We start from the raw sequence: 17022 nt of genomic DNA on the forward strand, positions 1-17022 counted from the left end.
AAAACTAATCAATTAAACCATTAATAAATAAAGAGTGTATGATGATACAAGGTGATAAGCGGTTAAGAGTCGTGTTTGCGGGTACTCCAGAGTTTGCAGCGACAAGTTTGCAACGGCTGATTGAACAACAGTCAATATTAAATATTGAGATTGTCGCTGTGTATACCCAGCCTGACCGTAAGTCAGGCAGGGGACAAAAAATTACTGCTTCTGCTGTCAAAAAAGTAGCAATTGCTAACAATATCCCTGTTGAACAGCCAGTTAGTTTTAGCCTTAAATACAACCCAGAACAAGGTGTAAGTGGAAAAGTTTCACGTGAAACTTTGGAAAAATATCGTCCTGATGTGATGGTTGTGGCAGCGTATGGCTTGATACTGCCATTGGGTGTTTTGGGTATACCAAAGTTTGGCTGTTTAAATATTCATGCATCTTTATTGCCAAGATGGCGTGGAGCTGCACCGATTCAGCGTGCTATTTTGGCTGGTGATACGCTAACTGGCATTACTATTATGCAGATGAATCAAGGGCTTGATACGGGAGATATGTTATATAAGAATATTTGTCCGATAACCGATATGGACACTGCCCAGACTTTGCATGACAAACTTGCCCTGCTTGGTGCTGATGCGATTATTACCGTCTTACAGGATTTGCCGAATTATCAAAAAAAAGCAGAAAAGCAGATGGATAATGAAGCAACCTATGCAGAAAAGATTCATAGTACAGAAGGTCAAATTAATTGGCAAGACAGTGCTGAGAATATCCATCGGCAAATTCGAGCTTTGAACGCTTATAGTTATTTGCATGACGAGAGAATTAAGGTGCTTGCTGCTCAATCCATTAAACAAGATCAAGTTACAACAGAGCCTGCAGCAAAGATTGTGAGCGTGGGCAAAAAAGCGATTTTGGTTTCATGTGGAACATCTGATGATGGCATGAAGCGTTTGATAAATTTAACAGTTTTGCAATGGGCTGGAGCCAAGCCATTAAATACTGAGCAAATTGCAAATTCAAATAAGATTAATGATGGTGATTATTTTGAGATGGTTGATTGAGATAATAAATGACTGATAATTTAAAAAAACTTTCTAATGATAGCTTATCAACTCGGACAAAAGTAGTTACCATTATTGAAGAAATTCTAAATGGTAAATCGTTGTCTTTATTACTTGACACATTGCTAGCGTCGGTGAGTTTTTCTGATAAGCCTTTTGCCCATGAGTTATTGATGGGAACATTGCGTCAATGGTGGGCATTGACTCGTATTGCAGAAAGTTTGGCAAAAAAGAGCATTGATGATCATGCCGTGTTGGCAGTATTAAATATTGGCTTATATCAACTTTTGTATATGAATACGGCAGATTATGCCGCGATACATAACACGGTTGAGGCACTCAAGCAGCTGAATAAATCTTATGCTGTGGGTTTTGTGAATGCAATTTTGCGAAAGGTGCAACAATCTTTGGCAAAATATCAAAAGAAGGCTCAAAAAAATCACAGCTTACCTAACTGGCTGGCAAAGCAGCTAAAGCAAGATTGGCCTTTGGTGTATAATGAATTAAGTCTGTCATTGAGACATTCGGCAGCTATTTTTTTGCGAGTCAATGAGCAAAAAGTCAGCATAGATAAATATTCAGAAATTCTTAATAGTAACGGTATCAGCCATAGTATTATCTTTCTTGGCTATGAGCATCATCAGACGATACGCTTGGATAGCCCTGTACAAATTGCGACCCTGCCTTATTTTGAGCAAGGCTGGGTTTCGGTGCAGGATATGCACGCACAGTTGTCGGCTTTTTTATTGAAACCGTCATTATCCACACAAGGCAAGCGAGTATTGGATATGTGTTGTGCCCCTGGTGGCAAGACGGCACATTTGCTTGAGAAGTTTCACATGAAACATATTGTTGCGATTGATTGTGATGAAAGTCGTCTAAATCGCGTTCATGAGAATCTAAACCGCCTAAACCTTAATCAGCAAAATATAACAATCATGGCGGCAGATGGCACTTCTTGGCAAGATAAGTCATTGTTTGATGTGATATTGCTTGATGCACCTTGTACAGCAACTGGGGTGATTCGCAGACACCCAGATATTGCGTTATTACGCCAAGAAGCGGATGTCTTGACAACCTGTGAATTGCAAGCCAAAATTTTACAAAATACATGGCGACAGTTAAAAACAGGTGGTGTATTATTGTATGTTACCTGCTCTATCTTAAAAGCAGAAAATGAATTGCAAATTATTGATTTTATTAAAAAAAATACAGACGCTCAAGCCACCCCTTTTGTGTTGGATTTGCCAAATCAAATCAAGCAAACAGTAGGCTATCAGTGTTTGCCACTGGATAGATTTGGTGGTGATGGTTTTTATTATGTGATGCTGACCAAATGTGCAACATGAGAATTGGGGCAAAACTTCGCCATTTGTTTATAATTTGTGCTAAAATTGATTAACTTGTTTAAATTTGGAGACAACATGAAATACATCAGTACTCGTGGTAATACCGCACCAATGCAGTTTAGTGATGTGCTTTTGATGGGGCTTGCACCAGATGGCGGATTGATGCTGCCAGAGTATTATCCGCAGATTGATAATGAGACGCTGAATAAATGGCGTAAGCTGGATTATGCCGATCTTGCTTTTGAGATTATGTCATTATTTGCAACGGATATACCTGCTGACGACTTAAGATTGATTATTAACAAAACCTACACAAAGCAAGCCTTTGGCAGTGATGAAATTACCCCTGTTAACCCTTTGTGCGACAATTTAAGTTTGCTTGAGTTGTCTAATGGTCCAACGCTTGCTTTTAAAGATGTGGCAATGCAGTTTTTGGGCAATGCGTTTGAATATGTATTGGACAAAAAAAATGAGCGACTAACCATCATCGGAGCAACTTCGGGGGATACAGGCAGTGCTGCTGAATATGCCCTGCGTGGCAAGAAAAATATCAGTGTTTTCATGATGTCGCCGCATGGTAAGATGAGTGAATTTCAGCGGGCACAGATGTACAGCCTTGATGATGCCAATATACACAATATTGCTGTAGAGGGGATGTTTGACGATTGCCAAGATATCGTCAAATCGCTGCAAGAAGATGCAGAATTTAAGAAAAAATACAGCCTTGGGACGGTAAATTCTATCAACTGGGGGCGTATTTTGGCACAGATTGTTTATTATTTTAAGGGGTATTTTGCAGCAACGACAAATAATGAGCAAAAGTTGAGTTTTTGTGTGCCTTCGGGGAATTTTGGCAATGTCTGTGCAGGATTGTTTGCAAAACAAATGGGCTTGCCGATTGACCGTTTGATTGTTGCCACCAATGAAAATGATGTTTTGCATGAATTTTTTAGCACAGGTAAATACACGCCTCGCCAATCAAGCGAAACTTATGTAACTTCCAGCCCTTCGATGGATATTTCTAAGGCATCAAACTTTGAGCGTTTTGTGTATTTACTGCTTGATAAAGACAGTGCTTATCTTGCTCAGCTATTCAATGATGTCAAGCTCGGCAAGGGCTTTGATTTGTCAGATAAACTTTCGGAAGTATCACAAAAGTTTGGTTTTGTTTCGGGTAAGTCCACGCACCAAGATCGCTTGGATACTATTAAGAAAATCTACACAAAAACCCAGCGTTTAATTGACCCACACACTGCAGATGGCGTCAAGGTTGCCTTGCAACTTCAACGAGAAGATGAGCATATTTTGGTTGCTGAGACGGCATTGCCTGCTAAGTTTGAGGATACTATTGTTGAGGCACTTGGTAAGATTGATTTGCCACGACCTAAGCACACTATTGGGCTTGAGGATAAGCCACAATATGTAACGGTTGTGCCAAATAATGCCGAAGCGGTTGCACAGATTATCAAGCAGCACATAACTGCATACTGACGGCTAAAGATGGCGTATTCATCATTAACAGATAAACAAGCGGTATTGGCACTGTGGTACATTGTCAATACTTCGCTAATTTCTTATTATAAACTTATTACTTATTGTAATAATGCTAAAGATGCTTTGCTGGCTGATACTTCTGTTTGGCAAAATCTCGCCATTCATAAGCTGCATATCAAACGCTGGCATGATAGTGCTGATGTGCTTGCTTTTGTTGAGAAAATCAAGCAAGAGGTTTCGCTTGGCAGTTATCAAGTGTGTTTTTTGAGCGATGATGATTATCCGCCGTTATTAAAAGAAATTTATGATCCGCCACCTGTGCTGTTTTATCGTGGTAATATTAAGCGGCTCACCGATCGCCAAATTGCCATTGTTGGCAGTCGCAAGCCCAGTACCGAAGCCGAAAAAATCACTTTTGATTTGGCACAGTATTTGGTTCAGGCGGGATATACCATCACCAGTGGCTTGGCTTGGGGGATAGATAAGCAGGCACATTTGGGAGCGATGGCTCAATTGCCTGCCTTGTCAGGTCGCACGGTAGGTGTGCTAGGCACGGGTATTGATGTTTGTTATCCTCGCAATCACAATGCGTTATTTGCCCAAATTGTCCAAGATGGCGGTTGTCTTGTCAGTGAATTATTACCAGCAACGCCTGCCAGCAAGCATACTTTTCCCAGACGCAATCGCTTGGTTGCTGGATTGTCCAAGGCGGTGGTTGTTACCGAAGCGGCATTACAAAGCGGCTCTCTTATCACGGCACGATTGTGTGCAGAGCAAGGCAAACAGGTTTTTGCAATACCGAGCAATATTTATAATAGCAATGCCGAAGGTTGTCATCATCTGATTCGCGAGGGTGCAACTTTGATATATCACCCCGATCAGATTTTGGAGGATGTGGGAAGGCAAGATGATGACTTTTTGCCTATGTTGCCAAAGACTTTTAGCCAAGGGGTGTCGGTGTATGATGGCGATGATAAGCTAGCCAAAAATCACAGCAGTAAGTCTGATGTGAATCATGGCACACCTGATTCTGTGGCGGTTCCTGAGCATTTAACGAAGCTGTATCATGTGCTGGATAAGCCGTGTGATTTAGATACTTTGGTTGCAGCAACCAATCAAGAAGTTGGTTCGTTATTGGCTGGGTTGATGGAGCTTGAGATTTTGGGTTTGATTACTCAATCAGGAGGTCATTATGTCAAATCCTGATGTGATATTATCAGCCCATAATCTGCCAGCGGTGGCTGATTATCTGCGGTCAGGTGCTGTGTTGGCATATCCAAGCGAAAGCGTCTGGGGTCTGGGCTGTGATGCGTTTAATACCACTGCACTAAAACGAGTCATTGCCTTAAAAAACAGACAGCTTGACAAAGGGCTGATTGTTTTGACGGACAATGCTGAGCGATTGTTACCATTATTTGCTAATGTTTCACATGAAACAGCTAAGCGGTATATTGAGCAAATCCAGCAGCAAACAGAGCATTTTGTGGCAACACATCAGCGAGCTGTAACTTGGCTGATTGAGGCTGATTTGACACAATTGCCAAAGGAGCTATTGGGTGGATTTGCCACTTTGGCGGTGCGTATTACACCCCACCCTGTGCTACAATCTTTGTGTCAAAATTTGGTATCCAAGCATAATCCTTATGGTTTTTTGGTATCGACCAGTTGCAATTTGGCAAGCCAGCCACCAGCACAGACATTGCTTGATGCGTATGGATATTTTGCTGACAGCGTTGCTTATTTGGATACGGATAATCTGGGTTTTGTGCAGCCAAGCTGTATTATTGAGCTGGCAACTGGCAAGGTGCTTAGATAGCTGTGTGTTAGCAATTGAACCAAATACGGTTATGTTGACAAAAATCCTTAAAAATTTTAAGAGATTATCAGGATTATTCTCGGTAGTAAGGCTGGGTACGCGTGGCGTTAATTATTTGCTTAATTAAACAGCTCAAGCAAATCATCTTTGTTTAATAAAAAATCCGCCAAAGTGTATTTGTCCAGCACCGAGATAAAGGCTTGGGCAGCTTCGGCAAGTGCAGGTTTTAGCATACAAGCAGGGGCGATGGCACAATATTCGGTGCTTTTTGTGCTGAAATTCACAGTAGGAATGATGGCACTGTTGTGCTGGGTTTGTTGCAATTGTTCAAAGCACTGCACCAAAGCAAAGTCGTTTTCGGTATGGCGAATCAGCTGTCCGATATTGATTTTTGTTGGGTGCATGGCAAGACGAATGCCGCCATTTTTGCCACGCACAGTTTCTACATAGCCAAGCCTGCCCAGCTGATGAATAATTTTGGTTAGGTGGCTTTTTGAAATGCGATAGCTGTTTGCAATATCGACAATATTGACAAATTCATCTGGCTTGGGCTTGACCGCCAAATATATCAAAGACCTAAGGGCAAAATCACTGTAATTGGTAAGTCTCATGCGTGTTTTGATTTAGATGATTGATTTTATTATAAATTGTAATTTTTATTTTGTAAATCAAAGTTTGTTAAAAGTGCTGATTTTGATTCATTAAACAGCAATCTGGCAAAAAATGCACTAATTTGCCAAATAAAAAAGACACGAACAAGCGTGTCTTTTGGTATAAGTGCTGGTTTGTTTAACGGCGTTTGCCAGTTAAAATCTCATAAACGAACAACAAAATCATCGCACCGATGACTGAGAAAATCAGATAGCTCATGCCAGAGGCGGCATTCATGCCCAAGAAATTGGCGATAAATGTTCCAACATAAGCACCCGCAATGCCCAAAATAATGGTCAAAATCCAGCCCATGCTGTCCGCACCCGGCTTAATCATGCGAGCCAGTAGACCAACAACAAAGCCAACAATCAAAGTCCAAATCATCATCGTCTCCTTTTTTGGGTTTGTATTATTACTAAAACCAAGGGGTTAGGATGATTTATTATAAAATCTTAAGCAGAAAATTACTTATAATATTTTGTAACTTAGGTAGTAAGCCTGTTATTAATTGTTGTTTTCTTGTCTTGGTTCATTCCACTGTTTCGATGATGTTTAGGTCAAATCCCGATAAAGCATTAAACTTAATGGGGCTGGATAATAGACGCATATCCTTAACCCCTAAGTGTTTTAGGATTTGGGCACCGACACCGATGGTTTGGTAAGGGGCACGGCGGTTTTGGTTGCTGGATTGTTGATTTTTGAGTGCGTCAAATGCATCTGACAGACCCATTTCATCGCCATGACCTATCCATACCAATACGCCATGCTCAGCTGTGGCAATCTCTTGCAAGGCGTTTTGTACACTCCAGCGGCTGCCTGTTGTGCGAATGCCAAATAAGTCTTTCATCGGAGAAAAGCTATGAACACGCACGGTGCTAACACCACCTGTTGGCGAGCCTTTGACAAATGCCAAATGCGTGTCATCGGAGCCAAACTCGGCAAAGCGATAGGCTTGAAATTCGCCATATTCTGTCTGAATGCTGAAACTCTCAACTTCGCTGACGGTTTGTTCGGTTGCCATGCGATACTGAATCAAGTCGGCGATTGTGCCGATTTTTAGCCCATGTTCTTTGGCAAAAATTTCCAAATCATCACGGCGTGCCATTTCGCCATCTGCCTTAATGATTTCAACAATCACCGCTGAGGGTTCAAGCCCTGCCAATCTCGCCAAATCACAACCTGCCTCGGTATGTCCAGCACGGTGCAATACACCGCCCTTGCGAGCCATGATGGGGAAAATGTGTCCCGGTTGCACGATGTCGCTGGGCTTGGCGTTGGCTGCTACTGCTGCACGAATGGTGGTGGCTCTGTCGGAGGCCGAAATGCCAGTACTGACCCCTTCGGCAGCTTCGATGGATAAGGTGAAATTGGTGCTAAATTTTGCACCGTTTTTATCGCTCATCAGTGGCAAATCCAGTTGCTGACAACGAGCCTCGGTTAAGGTTAGGCATACCAAACCGCGTGCGTGAGTTATCATAAAATTAATCGCCTCTGGGGTGATGTGGCTGGCTGCCATGATCAGGTCGCCTTCGTTTTCTCGATCTTCGTCATCCATCAAGATGACCATTTTGCCAAGTTTAATGTCTTCGATGATTTCAGGAATGCTGTTTAGTGCCATAATTGTGTCTCTGATGAATTTTTGGTAAATAATGGGGGCGGTTTGTGTTTTGTAAAGGGGTGCTTTGGTAAAGTTCCACCATGCTACTGTGCTGAATTTTTTAGCCAATTGATAAAAGCAAAGCTGGCTTGTTCTTTTTGATTGTCAGCAAATTCATAAAACCTAACGCCTTGCAGGGCATCGGGCAGATATTGCTGTGGGTGATAATGGTTTGGATAATCGTGCGGATAAATATAGCCTATGCCATAACCTTCGTTTTGCATCAGTTTGGTTACGCCATTTCTAAGGTGCAGTGGCACGCCAGATTGGTCAGTTTCGGCAAGTTTTAAGGCACGATTGATGGCATTGTAGCTTGAGTTGGATTTTGGGCTGTTGGCAAGATAGATTGCCACTTGACCCAGAATAATGCGTGCCTCTGGCATACCGATTGACTGAACTGAACGCAAGGCAGTATCGGCAAGCAACAAAGCATTGGGATTGGCAAGCCCAATATCTTCACTTGCCAAAATTACAAGCCTGCGTGCGATAAAGGCAGGATCTTCGCCTGCCGAAAGCATTCGTGCCAGCCAATATATCGCAGCGTCAGCATCCGAACCACGCACCGATTTTATCATTGCCGAGATAAGGTCATAATGATTATCGCCTGATTTGTCATAACGCACCAAGGATTGCCCTGCCACAGCGGTAACACTGGCATTGTCAATAACGATGGGGTCTGTATCGCCACTACAGACCAGCTCAAGCAAGTTTAACGCTCGTCTGCCATCACCTTGTGATAAATCAATCAAGGCGGTCAAATCACAAACTTGGATATTTTTTTTGCTAAGATGGGCATCTTTTCTGATGGCACGATGAATCAGTGTGCTGATTTCGTCAGGGCTTAGGGGGTTTAGTTTGTATACTTGGCAGCGTGATAACAAAGCATTATTGACGCTAAAGGAGGGGTTTTCGGTGGTTGCACCGATAAAGATGATTTCGCCTGTCTCGACAGCGTGTAACAGGGCATCTTGTTGTGCTTTGTTAAATCGATGAATTTCATCAACAAAAACCACAGGCGGCTGATGAAATAACCCATCATCGCTGCCCAGCACTTCTCTTAATTCCTTGACACCACTATTGATGGCAGATAAGGGGCGAAAAGGGCGACCGACTGCATAAGCCAGCAACATGGCAAGGGTGGTTTTGCCGATACCAGCCGAGCCGTGCAGTATCATTGAGGGCAAAAAACCTTGTTTGACAATGGTGGTAATCGGTGCTTGTTCACCAAGCAAGTGTGTCTGTCCGATGACATCATCAAGCGTGGCGGGTCGCATTCTTTCGGCAAGGGGTTTCATGGCAATTGGTTTTTGTGATTGTTTGTGTTATTTTAGCATAAAATTTGGTAAATTCTGGCACAGTTATGATAACAAACCCATTTTGGCATCAACAACAGGTGCGAAAGCTAACCGATGGCGAGCAACAAATTGCCCGCAGTGTTTTTGGTGAGGCATTGTGCCTTGATGAAATTCGTCTAAAGACGGCGTGGTGGGTGATTAGGGGTTATGCCGTCTCACCTGATGGTAATATTTATTTTCACCCTGATGACTGGTGTGAGGATTTTGCCAGCCAGCCACTTGAGCGGCGTGCGTGGCTTGTTCATGAGCTGGTGCATATTTGGCAGGTGCAACAAGGCATACGGGTGTTTTGGCGTGCTGTATTTAATCGCCGTTATCGCTATCAGTGGCACAAAAATAAACCGTTTTTAAGCTATGGCATCGAGCAGCAGGCACGCATGGTTGAGGATTTTTATATTCGCCGTGAATTGGGTGCAGATTGTACCGCTTGGTATCAGTGTGTGCCGTTTTTAAAATATTAAAAAATATTTTTATTTTGCATCAAAAATATACAAAAAGTATTGACAGGGTGTTTTTATATGGTAGCCCAAAACTGTCATAAGGAAACACTCTAGGCATTTTTATGCGACGGTTTCTTAACTTTATAAGGAGATGAGTTATGTTAAAGCGGTTAGGCTTAAGCAAGTTGGTTACTTTAAAAATCAATCAAAAGTAACAAAAATACAAGCATGATGAAGCATATAAAAAATTTTTAGAGGAAAAAGGCAATGAGGCTTGATTTTTTTTACCGCTATCAAGCCGCCGAGCTATTATTAACCACCAGCATCAGAACCATTGGTATTTTATTTGCATGGGTGATGATTGATGGGCTTGGTTTGGTGCAGGATTTGGGTGAATTTATCGCCCTCTCTTGGCTGTGTCAGGTGTTGTCTTTATTGATTTTTGGTAAAATCTCTAGCAGATTACAGTTTGATAACAAGCACCTTTTGCTGCTGTTTTGTTTTCTGACCGTTGTGGGGCTGCTTGCTTTATTTTATAGCCAAGCGATTTGGCTGTTTGCCACGATTTTATCATCACTTCTGTATTTGCTATTTTATTAACTCCACTGGGTAATGCACTGGCGGCAGATCTGTATGCTGGGGTGGATAAGAATCACGCATTTAAGGTGCGGGGTTTTGTTGGTTCTGTTAATACCATCTTAGCACCTGTGCTGTCTGGTTTTGTGATTTATTATCTTAGCAGGCAGCAGATTTTGTTTTTGTGTTTGAGTGTTGCATTGCTTAGTTTGTATGCTTTTTCTACGATAAAACTGCCCAAAGTCTCTACAAACACCGCCGACACCCATGCTGTCAATGTGTTAAAGGTGCTACTTTTTAATCCCATTGAGCGGATTATGGCAACCGTCTCTGCGGTGGCAAATTTTTCCGTTACGCCGATTTTGGCTTATGTGATTCCTTATAAAATCAGCCAAGAATTTTCATTGCCTGTGCTGTATGTCGGTATCAGCGAGGGGTTTTTTGGCTTGGGCATGATTATGGGCAGTGCGTGGTTGTTGGCGGTGTTTAATCACTATCTTGGCAAGCATCATACGGTGGCTGTTAGCACAGTATTATTTGCTTTGGGGATTGTGATGACAGCTCTTAGCCAAAATGTCGCTGTGCTGGTGGTATCGATGTTTGTGCTGGGTTTGGTGGTGGTGATGTTTAATATCAATAGCACAGCAATCCGCTGTACTGCTACGCCCAAGGCATTGACTCAGAGCTTTGAATTTGTGTTTTTGGCGGTGTGCATTATTCCGATACCCTTGGGTGTGATGGCGACCACTTGGGCGTTAAGCGGTGGTTATTTGCTGTGGTTGTATATGGCAACCGCGGTGATTGTGCTGCTGTTGTCTGGGGTGATTTATTTTCATCAACAAATCAAGCAGGTGTATCGGCTTACTGCTGATAAATTGCCTAATTTTTATCAAAGACAATACCCCAAACTGTATGTGGGTGTGGATACCGCCCAGCCTTAAGCCAAATAAAGAGCGTTCTTTCGTCTGATGGATTATCTTTTATAAGGCTAAATTTGCGTATCAACGGAGTTGGTGTCGTTATCAAGCTGGAGCGACTATCAATCAATTTGATGCGTTTTGTGCCAAATTCTAAGCAAAATTGATAAAATTAACATTGATAATGATTTTCATTTTTCATATAATAATTGCTATGTGTATTGATAATTTAAGGGTGCATTATGAAAAAAATTTTTGTTTTGTCGATGATTGCTTGTGCGGTGATGCTTGCTGGCTGTCAAGAGAAAAAAACCGAACAAGCTGCCAAAGTGGCAAGTGAGACCACCAAAACCGAAACACAAAACAATCAGCCATCGCAAGCGGTTGATTTGTCCGAAGAGATTAATACTTATCGCACATGGCTTGAGTCAGAGATTGATGAGCTGGTGGTGGGCGTAGAAAAATTTGCCACCGTGCTAAAATCAGGCAATGTTGCAGAGGCTAAGGCACTGTATCCAGAGGTGCGTGTGTATTTTGAACGCAGTGAGCCGATTGCTGGCAGTTTTGGCGATCTCGATCCACGCATTGACAACCGTGAAGCGGATTTGGAAGCAGGAGAGGTCTGGACGGGCTTTCATGCCATCGAAAAAATCCTATGGACACAAAACACCACAGCAGGCACAGAAAAGCTCGCCGAACAGCTACTGGCTGATGCCAAGCAGTTGCGTGAGCAGGTCTCACAAATGCCAATCACAGGCGAGCTGATGGTACAAGGCTCGGTGGATTTGCTCAATGAGGTTTCTACAGGCAAAATCACGGGCGAAGAAGAGATTTTCTCAAAAACAGATTTGTATGATTTTCAGGCAAATATCGAAGGTGCAGAAAAGATTTTTGAAATCTTGACCCCAAAACTTAAGGCAAAAGATGAGAAATTGGTCGCAACCATCGAAGAGCGATTTGCCGATGTGTACAAAGAATTGGCAAAATATCGAGAGGGCGGCGTTTATAAACCTTACGACACATTAACCAGCGAACAGACCAAATCGCTTGCCGAAGCGGTCAATAAACTGGGCGAGCCGTTGGCACAGATGGGCATTATCCTTGAGTAAATAAAATCGGCAAATAAGCTTGGCTTGTTTGTCGTTTTTTTTGGTGTTGTTTTATGTCGGATATGAATTTTTTGCAAAATCGCCGTCATTTTTTAAAGGGCATGGGAGCGGTTGGGCTGGTGGCAAGCTCGCCGCTATTAACCGCTTGTAATAAAGTCGCAACAGGCTTTGGCAAGAATCAGGCAGATGCCACGCACTGTATGGCGAATTTGCAGTATGAGTTTTTTGGGGAGCATCAGTCGGGTATCATCACGCCCGTTCAGCGGCATGTTTATTTTTTGGTGGCGGATTTGCACAGTCAAGATGTTGATAAGATACGGCAAATGCTACAAGCATGGACGCAGGCGGCAGCTCGCTTGATGCAGGGTAAAAATATCGCCGATTATGGCACAAGCCAGCAAACGCCACCGACCGACACAGGCGAGGCAGATGGGCTGGGGGCGTATGGGCTGACGCTTACCTTTGGTATTAGTCCCAGCTTTTTGCAAAAATTGGGTTTGGCTCACAAAGCTCCTTTGGTATTTCGTGAGTTGCCAAGTTTTGCACGAGAGCAGATTCGCCCCGAGTTATCAGGCGGTGATATTTGCATTCAGGCCTGTGCCGAAGATCCACAAGTGGCGTTTCATGCGGTGCGTCAGCTTGTTCGGCAGGCACGCGACAAAATTACCATGCGTTGGTCGCAGGCGGGGTTTAATTCTTTTGACAAAGGTAGTGATACGCCAAGAAATTTGTTTGGCTTTAAAGATGGTACGGCCAATCGCTCGGTGCTACAAAATGCCGATGAGCAAATTTGGGTGAATGATGGCAGTTGGCTGACTGGTGGCAGTTATTTGGTTACGCGGATTATCCAGATGCACCTTGAGACTTGGGATCGCACCGCCTTAAAGGCACAAGAACAAACTTTTGCTCGGCATCGCAACACAGGAGCACCGCTGGGGTCGGCACAGGAATTTGATGAATTTAACCCCGATGCTACCGATAACAATGGCGAGGCAATCATGCCTGATATTGGGCATACAACGCTTGCCAATCGCACCAAGCTGCAGATGCTTCGGCGTTCGTATTCGTACAGCAGTGGCATAGATGCACGCACGGGGCAGTTTGATGCAGGCTTGTTGTTTATTTCATTTCAAAAATCGCCCGAGCAATTTATCGCAATTCAGAATGCCTTGGGACGCATTGACAAGATGAACGAATACACCACGCATATTGGCAGTGGCTTGTTTGCGGTTTTTGGTGGCGTGTCATCTGGTGAATATTTGGGACAAAAATTGTTTGACTCATAATTTATGCACAAGCAACCAAATCCACCCAGTGATAACAAGTGCCAAATATTGATGGGTATGCTCCATTAAGCTGGTACTTGTTATTTTTTAGCAGTACTTAACAAAATTCTAAAACCGCATGACTGCGACTTGGGCTGACAAAAGATAGTCATTTGTCATTGCAGCAGTTCATGTCGGATAGTTTGGTTGTGATGTGAATTTGGTGATGTTCATAAACGCTGATAATGGCTTGATATAAGCTCGCCAAATGCGGCACAGGGTTGTGTGCCAATGTATTGATGTAGATGGCGGAGCTAAAATCATGAGCCAGTGGCAGATAGCATATCTGCTCATGACGAACACCAGTTAAGCTGTCAGGAACGATGGTTACACCCTCACTGGCAGCAACCATTGCCAAGGCAATCTGAATATCACGCACTCGCACACTGTTTTTTGGCTGCGTTTGTGCTTGCTCGAACAGTTGTAGCAGTGGGTCGCTTTGTGCCATTGTTGGCGTGTCGGTGGTATGATGATACAAAATCAGCGTATCGGTGGCAAGCTGTGATAGCTTGATGGGGCTTGTATGATTTGCCAGCGAATGCCATTTTGGTACCGCCAAAACTTGTGGTTCATGACGCAAAAATGCTTGATGAATCAAACTGTCATGGCTGACACTGCGAGCAAATCCAACATCAATCTCACCAGCCTTTAGTGCCGTGATTTGCTGCTCAAAGCTCATCTCAACAACTTTAATATCAAACTCTGAATGATCATCACTGACCATTTGGCGAAATTTCGAAACAACTTCTGGCAACAATCCATGTATGACCGAACCAACCGAACCGATGATAAGGCGGTTTTGGCAACTTTCGCCAAATCGACGCGTCAGTGCCATTGCTTGCTCAAGTTCATGCAGTGGTTCTTTGATGTGGCGGTATAAAAATTCGCCAGCGTCTGTCAGCGTCATGGGGCGGTGATGTCGTTTGAACAGCTGGGCCTGCAAATTGTCCTCAAGCTGCTGAATTTGGCGGCTCAGAGATGGTTGGGATAGACCTAGGGCTTTTGCTGACTGGCTGACGCTGCCAGTATTTGCCAGATGCAAAAAATAACTCAGTTGTCGAAATTCCATGCCTACCCCAAAGGTTATTGTTAGTTTGTTACATTATTATAAATCATAGCACTATTTGTGGGCATTTGCCAAGATTGCATTGATAAATTTGGTCAAATGGCAGCGATTGGTTGATGGTTTGGCATCGCTGGTTTGTTGAAATGTAGCATGATTAATCAATCACTGGCAATGGGTTGATGCTTGGGTTAATTGTCAAATGCACCTTGCTGATTGACAAAAGCAAACACGCCACCGCTGACACATTGGGAAGTTGTCAGGCTTGGCGTGGTGTGCGTTTTAATTTAAGCAAAGCACACTTGCCCCAGCACAACAGCTCTAGATGCTCCCGTGGCGGCAGGTAGATTGCCTGTGCGTCCCAAGATGGTTTGGCGTGCCAACCAAGCAAATGCTACGCTCTCAACCAAGCTTACATCGATGCCAAATTCATCGCTTGGTCTGACTGACATGGTTGACAGATGGGCTTGCAGGCGACGCATGAGGTGCTGATTTTTGGCACCGCCGCCACAAACAACCAGCACGCCATCATCAACAAAGCGAGAGATTTCGCTGGTGGCACTGACGGCGGTCAGCTCGGCAAGCGTGGCTTGTACATCGGCAGCCTGATAGCTAAGTGAAGGGTGATTTTGGTGCAGTTTTTCAAGATTATTGTTAAGCCATTCTAAATGAAATTCCTCACGACCTGTGCTTTTTGGTGGTTTTTTGGCAAAAAATGGGTGGCTAAGCAAAAGTTGTAATAATGGCTCAATCACTTGTCCTGATGCCGCCCATGCACCGTCTTTGTCATACGGTTTGCCTGTGTGTTTGGCAATCCATGCGTCCATAAGTAGATTTGCCACACCTGTATCAAAGCCCACTTGGGTGCTGTCTAATGGCTGATTTAGCAAAGTAATATTGGCAATGCCGCCCAGATTGAGCACGGCTTTTATTGCTGCATGATTGCCAAACATTGCCTGATGAAATGCAGGTACCAAAGGAGCCCCTTGACCACCGACCGCCATATCACGGCGACGAAAATCGCTAACAACGCTAATGCCTGTGTATTCAGCGAGCAAATTGGGATCAATGAGCTGCAGGCTAAATGCCCACTGTGGTCGGTGTCTGACCGTCTGACCGTGGCAGCCGATGGCACAGACTTTGTCGCTACTGATGTTGGCTTTTTCAAGCAGTTCAATGACAACCTGTGCGGCAAATGAAGCATAATAGACGCTTGCCCAACCGAATACATCAAGCTCGCTGTCAAAGCCAAGATTATAATCCGAGATGACCGAAACTGCCCCATTTGGCACAGTCAATGCCAACAACACGGCACGCAAATCATCAGTAAAAGGCAAACTGTGGCTTGCAACAATCTCCACTGTGCGTTCATCGTCAAAAAATTGGCACAAGACAGCGTCCATCGCATCTAGACTTGTGCCACTCATCATGCCAATAAAATAGGGCGTATCTGCCATTAAATCCTGTGCATCATCAAACAGCTGGCTCATCTGTGCCACAAAATCTGTCGCCATGTCATTGCCTTTTTTAAGTTTCTTATCAGCTTGCTAGCATAGCAAATTTTTGCCAAATTATCCATGATTTGAGAGGGTGTTAATTATTTATGCCGCTCTTTAAGTTTAGCAATCACATCAGCCCAGCTTAAGTCGGCATCTTGCAATAAAACGGTTAAATGATAAGCAAGATCCGCCGCTTCGCAGATGGTCTCTGCTCGATCTTTGACGGTGGCGGCGAGGGCGGTTTCCACCCCCTCTTCGCCGACCTTTTGGGCGATTCGTTTTGTGCCTTTGGCGTATAATTCTGCGGTGTAGGAGGTGCTAGGATCTGCCCCTTTACGCTCAGCAATTAAGCGTTCTAATTTAGCAAAAAAGATCCAATCGGGCGTTTTGTCAAATTGATGAAAACAGCTTTCCGCCCCTGTATGACAGGTTTCGCCGATTGGATTTGCCAGAATTAACAAGCTATCATTATCACAATCAAGGCTCATTTCCACCACATTTAAAAAATTGCCCGAGGTTTCGCCTTTCGTCCAAAGCCTGCCTTTGGTGCGAGAATAAAAGGTAACGCGTTGTTCTGCAATGGTTTTTGCCAGTGCCTCTTCGTTCATATAGCCCAGCATTAACACTTCGCAGGTTTGATAATTTTGCACGATGACGGGCAGTAATCCGCCCACTTTTTGCCAATCAATATTTTGCATGTTCACTTCTCTCTATTG

17 protein-coding genes are annotated in these 17022 nt (G+C 43.6%); 10 read left to right on the plus strand and 7 right to left on the minus strand.

The window, feature by feature from the left end:
* Positions 1-38 precede the first annotated feature (38 nt).
* From fmt to EL162_RS02550, 5 genes are all read left to right on the plus strand, one after another.
* Positions 39-1055 (plus strand): methionyl-tRNA formyltransferase, encoded by a 1017-nt coding sequence (gene fmt, locus EL162_RS02530; protein ID WP_126329867.1) that lies wholly within the window; start codon positions 39-41, stop codon positions 1053-1055.
* Between the two features lie 8 nt (positions 1056-1063).
* Positions 1064-2404 carry a 16S rRNA (cytosine(967)-C(5))-methyltransferase RsmB gene (gene rsmB / locus EL162_RS02535; protein WP_126329869.1) on the plus strand — a complete coding sequence of 447 codons (1341 nt, stop codon included), beginning with the start codon at positions 1064-1066 and terminating at the stop codon, positions 2402-2404.
* Positions 2405-2479: 75 nt separating this feature from the next.
* Positions 2480-3895, plus strand: a complete 1416-nt coding sequence (gene thrC / locus EL162_RS02540) for a threonine synthase (RefSeq protein WP_126329871.1) — start codon at positions 2480-2482, stop codon at positions 3893-3895.
* Positions 3896-3904: 9 nt separating this feature from the next.
* Complete coding sequence (dprA, locus tag EL162_RS02545; protein ID WP_126329873.1) at positions 3905-5104, plus strand: DNA-processing protein DprA; 1200 nt, start codon at positions 3905-3907, stop codon at positions 5102-5104.
* Positions 5091-5714, plus strand: a complete 624-nt coding sequence (locus EL162_RS02550) for an L-threonylcarbamoyladenylate synthase (RefSeq protein WP_126329875.1) — start codon at positions 5091-5093, stop codon at positions 5712-5714. The genes dprA and EL162_RS02550 overlap by 14 nt, the downstream gene beginning before the upstream one ends.
* Positions 5715-5833: 119 nt before the next feature.
* Here EL162_RS02550 and EL162_RS02555 read toward each other — a convergent pair whose 3' ends face one another.
* The 4 genes from EL162_RS02555 to EL162_RS02570 form a co-directional block, all read right to left on the minus strand.
* Positions 5834-6325: an Rrf2 family transcriptional regulator gene (locus EL162_RS02555; RefSeq protein WP_076554624.1), complete on the minus strand. Its 492-nt coding sequence runs from the start codon at positions 6323-6325 to the stop codon at positions 5834-5836.
* A 178-nt stretch (positions 6326-6503) separates the two neighbouring features.
* Entirely contained in the window at positions 6504-6749 is a 246-nt protein-coding gene (locus EL162_RS02560) for a GlsB/YeaQ/YmgE family stress response membrane protein (protein WP_375537523.1), read from the minus strand.
* A 145-nt stretch (positions 6750-6894) separates the two neighbouring features.
* Positions 6895-7983: a bifunctional 3,4-dihydroxy-2-butanone-4-phosphate synthase/GTP cyclohydrolase II gene (gene ribBA, locus EL162_RS02565; RefSeq protein WP_076554622.1), complete on the minus strand. Its 1089-nt coding sequence runs from the start codon at positions 7981-7983 to the stop codon at positions 6895-6897.
* 83 nt (positions 7984-8066) lie between these two features.
* Positions 8067-9317, minus strand: coding sequence for a replication-associated recombination protein A (locus EL162_RS02570; RefSeq protein WP_126329877.1), 1251 nt, complete (start codon positions 9315-9317; stop codon positions 8067-8069).
* 65 nt (positions 9318-9382) lie between these two features.
* Between EL162_RS02570 and EL162_RS02575 the strand changes: the two genes are divergently transcribed.
* The 5 genes from EL162_RS02575 to efeB all read left to right on the plus strand — a co-directional run bounded on the left by EL162_RS02575 (position 9383) and on the right by efeB (position 13705).
* Positions 9383-9838, plus strand: a complete 456-nt coding sequence (locus tag EL162_RS02575) for a type IV secretion protein Rhs (protein WP_197718991.1) — start codon at positions 9383-9385, stop codon at positions 9836-9838.
* A 246-nt stretch (positions 9839-10084) separates the two neighbouring features.
* A complete protein-coding gene (locus EL162_RS10090) occupies positions 10085-10417 on the plus strand; it encodes a hypothetical protein (RefSeq protein ID WP_197718992.1) in 333 nt (110 codons plus the stop codon).
* Positions 10366-11334, plus strand: a complete 969-nt coding sequence (locus tag EL162_RS02585; protein WP_126329879.1) for an MFS transporter — start codon at positions 10366-10368, stop codon at positions 11332-11334. The genes EL162_RS10090 and EL162_RS02585 overlap by 52 nt, the downstream gene beginning before the upstream one ends.
* A 218-nt stretch (positions 11335-11552) precedes the next feature.
* Positions 11553-12419, plus strand: a complete 867-nt coding sequence (gene efeO, locus EL162_RS02590) for an iron uptake system protein EfeO (protein ID WP_076554620.1) — start codon at positions 11553-11555, stop codon at positions 12417-12419.
* A gap of 53 nt (positions 12420-12472) precedes the next feature.
* A complete protein-coding gene (efeB, locus tag EL162_RS02595) occupies positions 12473-13705 on the plus strand; it encodes an iron uptake transporter deferrochelatase/peroxidase subunit (protein ID WP_259772336.1) in 1233 nt (410 codons plus the stop codon).
* 148 nt (positions 13706-13853) lie between these two features.
* Here the strand turns inward: efeB and EL162_RS02600 are convergent, their stop codons facing one another.
* The 3 genes from EL162_RS02600 to hisIE all read right to left on the minus strand — a co-directional run bounded on the left by EL162_RS02600 (position 13854) and on the right by hisIE (position 17004).
* Positions 13854-14813: a LysR family transcriptional regulator gene (locus EL162_RS02600; protein WP_076554619.1), complete on the minus strand. Its 960-nt coding sequence runs from the start codon at positions 14811-14813 to the stop codon at positions 13854-13856.
* Between the two features lie 281 nt (positions 14814-15094).
* Entirely contained in the window at positions 15095-16321 is a 1227-nt protein-coding gene (locus tag EL162_RS02605) for an anhydro-N-acetylmuramic acid kinase (protein WP_126329881.1), read from the minus strand.
* Between the two features lie 83 nt (positions 16322-16404).
* On the minus strand, positions 16405-17004 hold the full coding sequence (gene hisIE, locus EL162_RS02610; protein WP_126329883.1) for a bifunctional phosphoribosyl-AMP cyclohydrolase/phosphoribosyl-ATP diphosphatase HisIE: 600 nt from the start codon (positions 17002-17004) through the stop codon (positions 16405-16407).
* Positions 17005-17022 lie beyond the last annotated feature (18 nt).

The sequence above is a fragment of the Moraxella cuniculi genome (assembly GCF_900637105.1).
Classification (GTDB): Bacteria; Pseudomonadota; Gammaproteobacteria; order Pseudomonadales; family Moraxellaceae; genus Moraxella; species Moraxella cuniculi.

Bases quoted from the DNA above. Each gene is read 5' to 3' on its own strand.
- EL162_RS02575 (WP_197718991.1), top strand. From the start codon at position 9,383: ATGATAACAAACCCATTTTGGCATCAACAACAGGTGCGAAAGCTAACC.
- ribBA (WP_076554622.1), bottom strand. From the start codon at position 7,983: ATGGCACTAAACAGCATTCCTGAAATCATCGAAGACATTAAACTTGGC.
- thrC (WP_126329871.1), top strand. From the start codon at position 2,480: ATGAAATACATCAGTACTCGTGGTAATACCGCACCAATGCAGTTTAGT.
- EL162_RS02600 (WP_076554619.1), bottom strand. From the start codon at position 14,813: ATGGAATTTCGACAACTGAGTTATTTTTTGCATCTGGCAAATACTGGC.
- efeO (WP_076554620.1), top strand. From the start codon at position 11,553: ATGAAAAAAATTTTTGTTTTGTCGATGATTGCTTGTGCGGTGATGCTT.
- EL162_RS10090 (WP_197718992.1), top strand. From the start codon at position 10,085: ATGAGGCTTGATTTTTTTTACCGCTATCAAGCCGCCGAGCTATTATTA.
- hisIE (WP_126329883.1), bottom strand. From the start codon at position 17,004: ATGCAAAATATTGATTGGCAAAAAGTGGGCGGATTACTGCCCGTCATC.
- rsmB (WP_126329869.1), top strand. From the start codon at position 1,064: ATGACTGATAATTTAAAAAAACTTTCTAATGATAGCTTATCAACTCGG.
- EL162_RS02555 (WP_076554624.1), bottom strand. From the start codon at position 6,325: ATGAGACTTACCAATTACAGTGATTTTGCCCTTAGGTCTTTGATATAT.
- EL162_RS02605 (WP_126329881.1), bottom strand. From the start codon at position 16,321: ATGGCGACAGATTTTGTGGCACAGATGAGCCAGCTGTTTGATGATGCA.
- EL162_RS02550 (WP_126329875.1), top strand. From the start codon at position 5,091: ATGTCAAATCCTGATGTGATATTATCAGCCCATAATCTGCCAGCGGTG.
- fmt (WP_126329867.1), top strand. From the start codon at position 39: ATGATGATACAAGGTGATAAGCGGTTAAGAGTCGTGTTTGCGGGTACT.
- EL162_RS02560 (WP_375537523.1), bottom strand. From the start codon at position 6,749: ATGATTTGGACTTTGATTGTTGGCTTTGTTGTTGGTCTACTGGCTCGC.
- EL162_RS02570 (WP_126329877.1), bottom strand. From the start codon at position 9,317: ATGAAACCCCTTGCCGAAAGAATGCGACCCGCCACGCTTGATGATGTC.
- dprA (WP_126329873.1), top strand. From the start codon at position 3,905: ATGGCGTATTCATCATTAACAGATAAACAAGCGGTATTGGCACTGTGG.
- efeB (WP_259772336.1), top strand. From the start codon at position 12,473: ATGTCGGATATGAATTTTTTGCAAAATCGCCGTCATTTTTTAAAGGGC.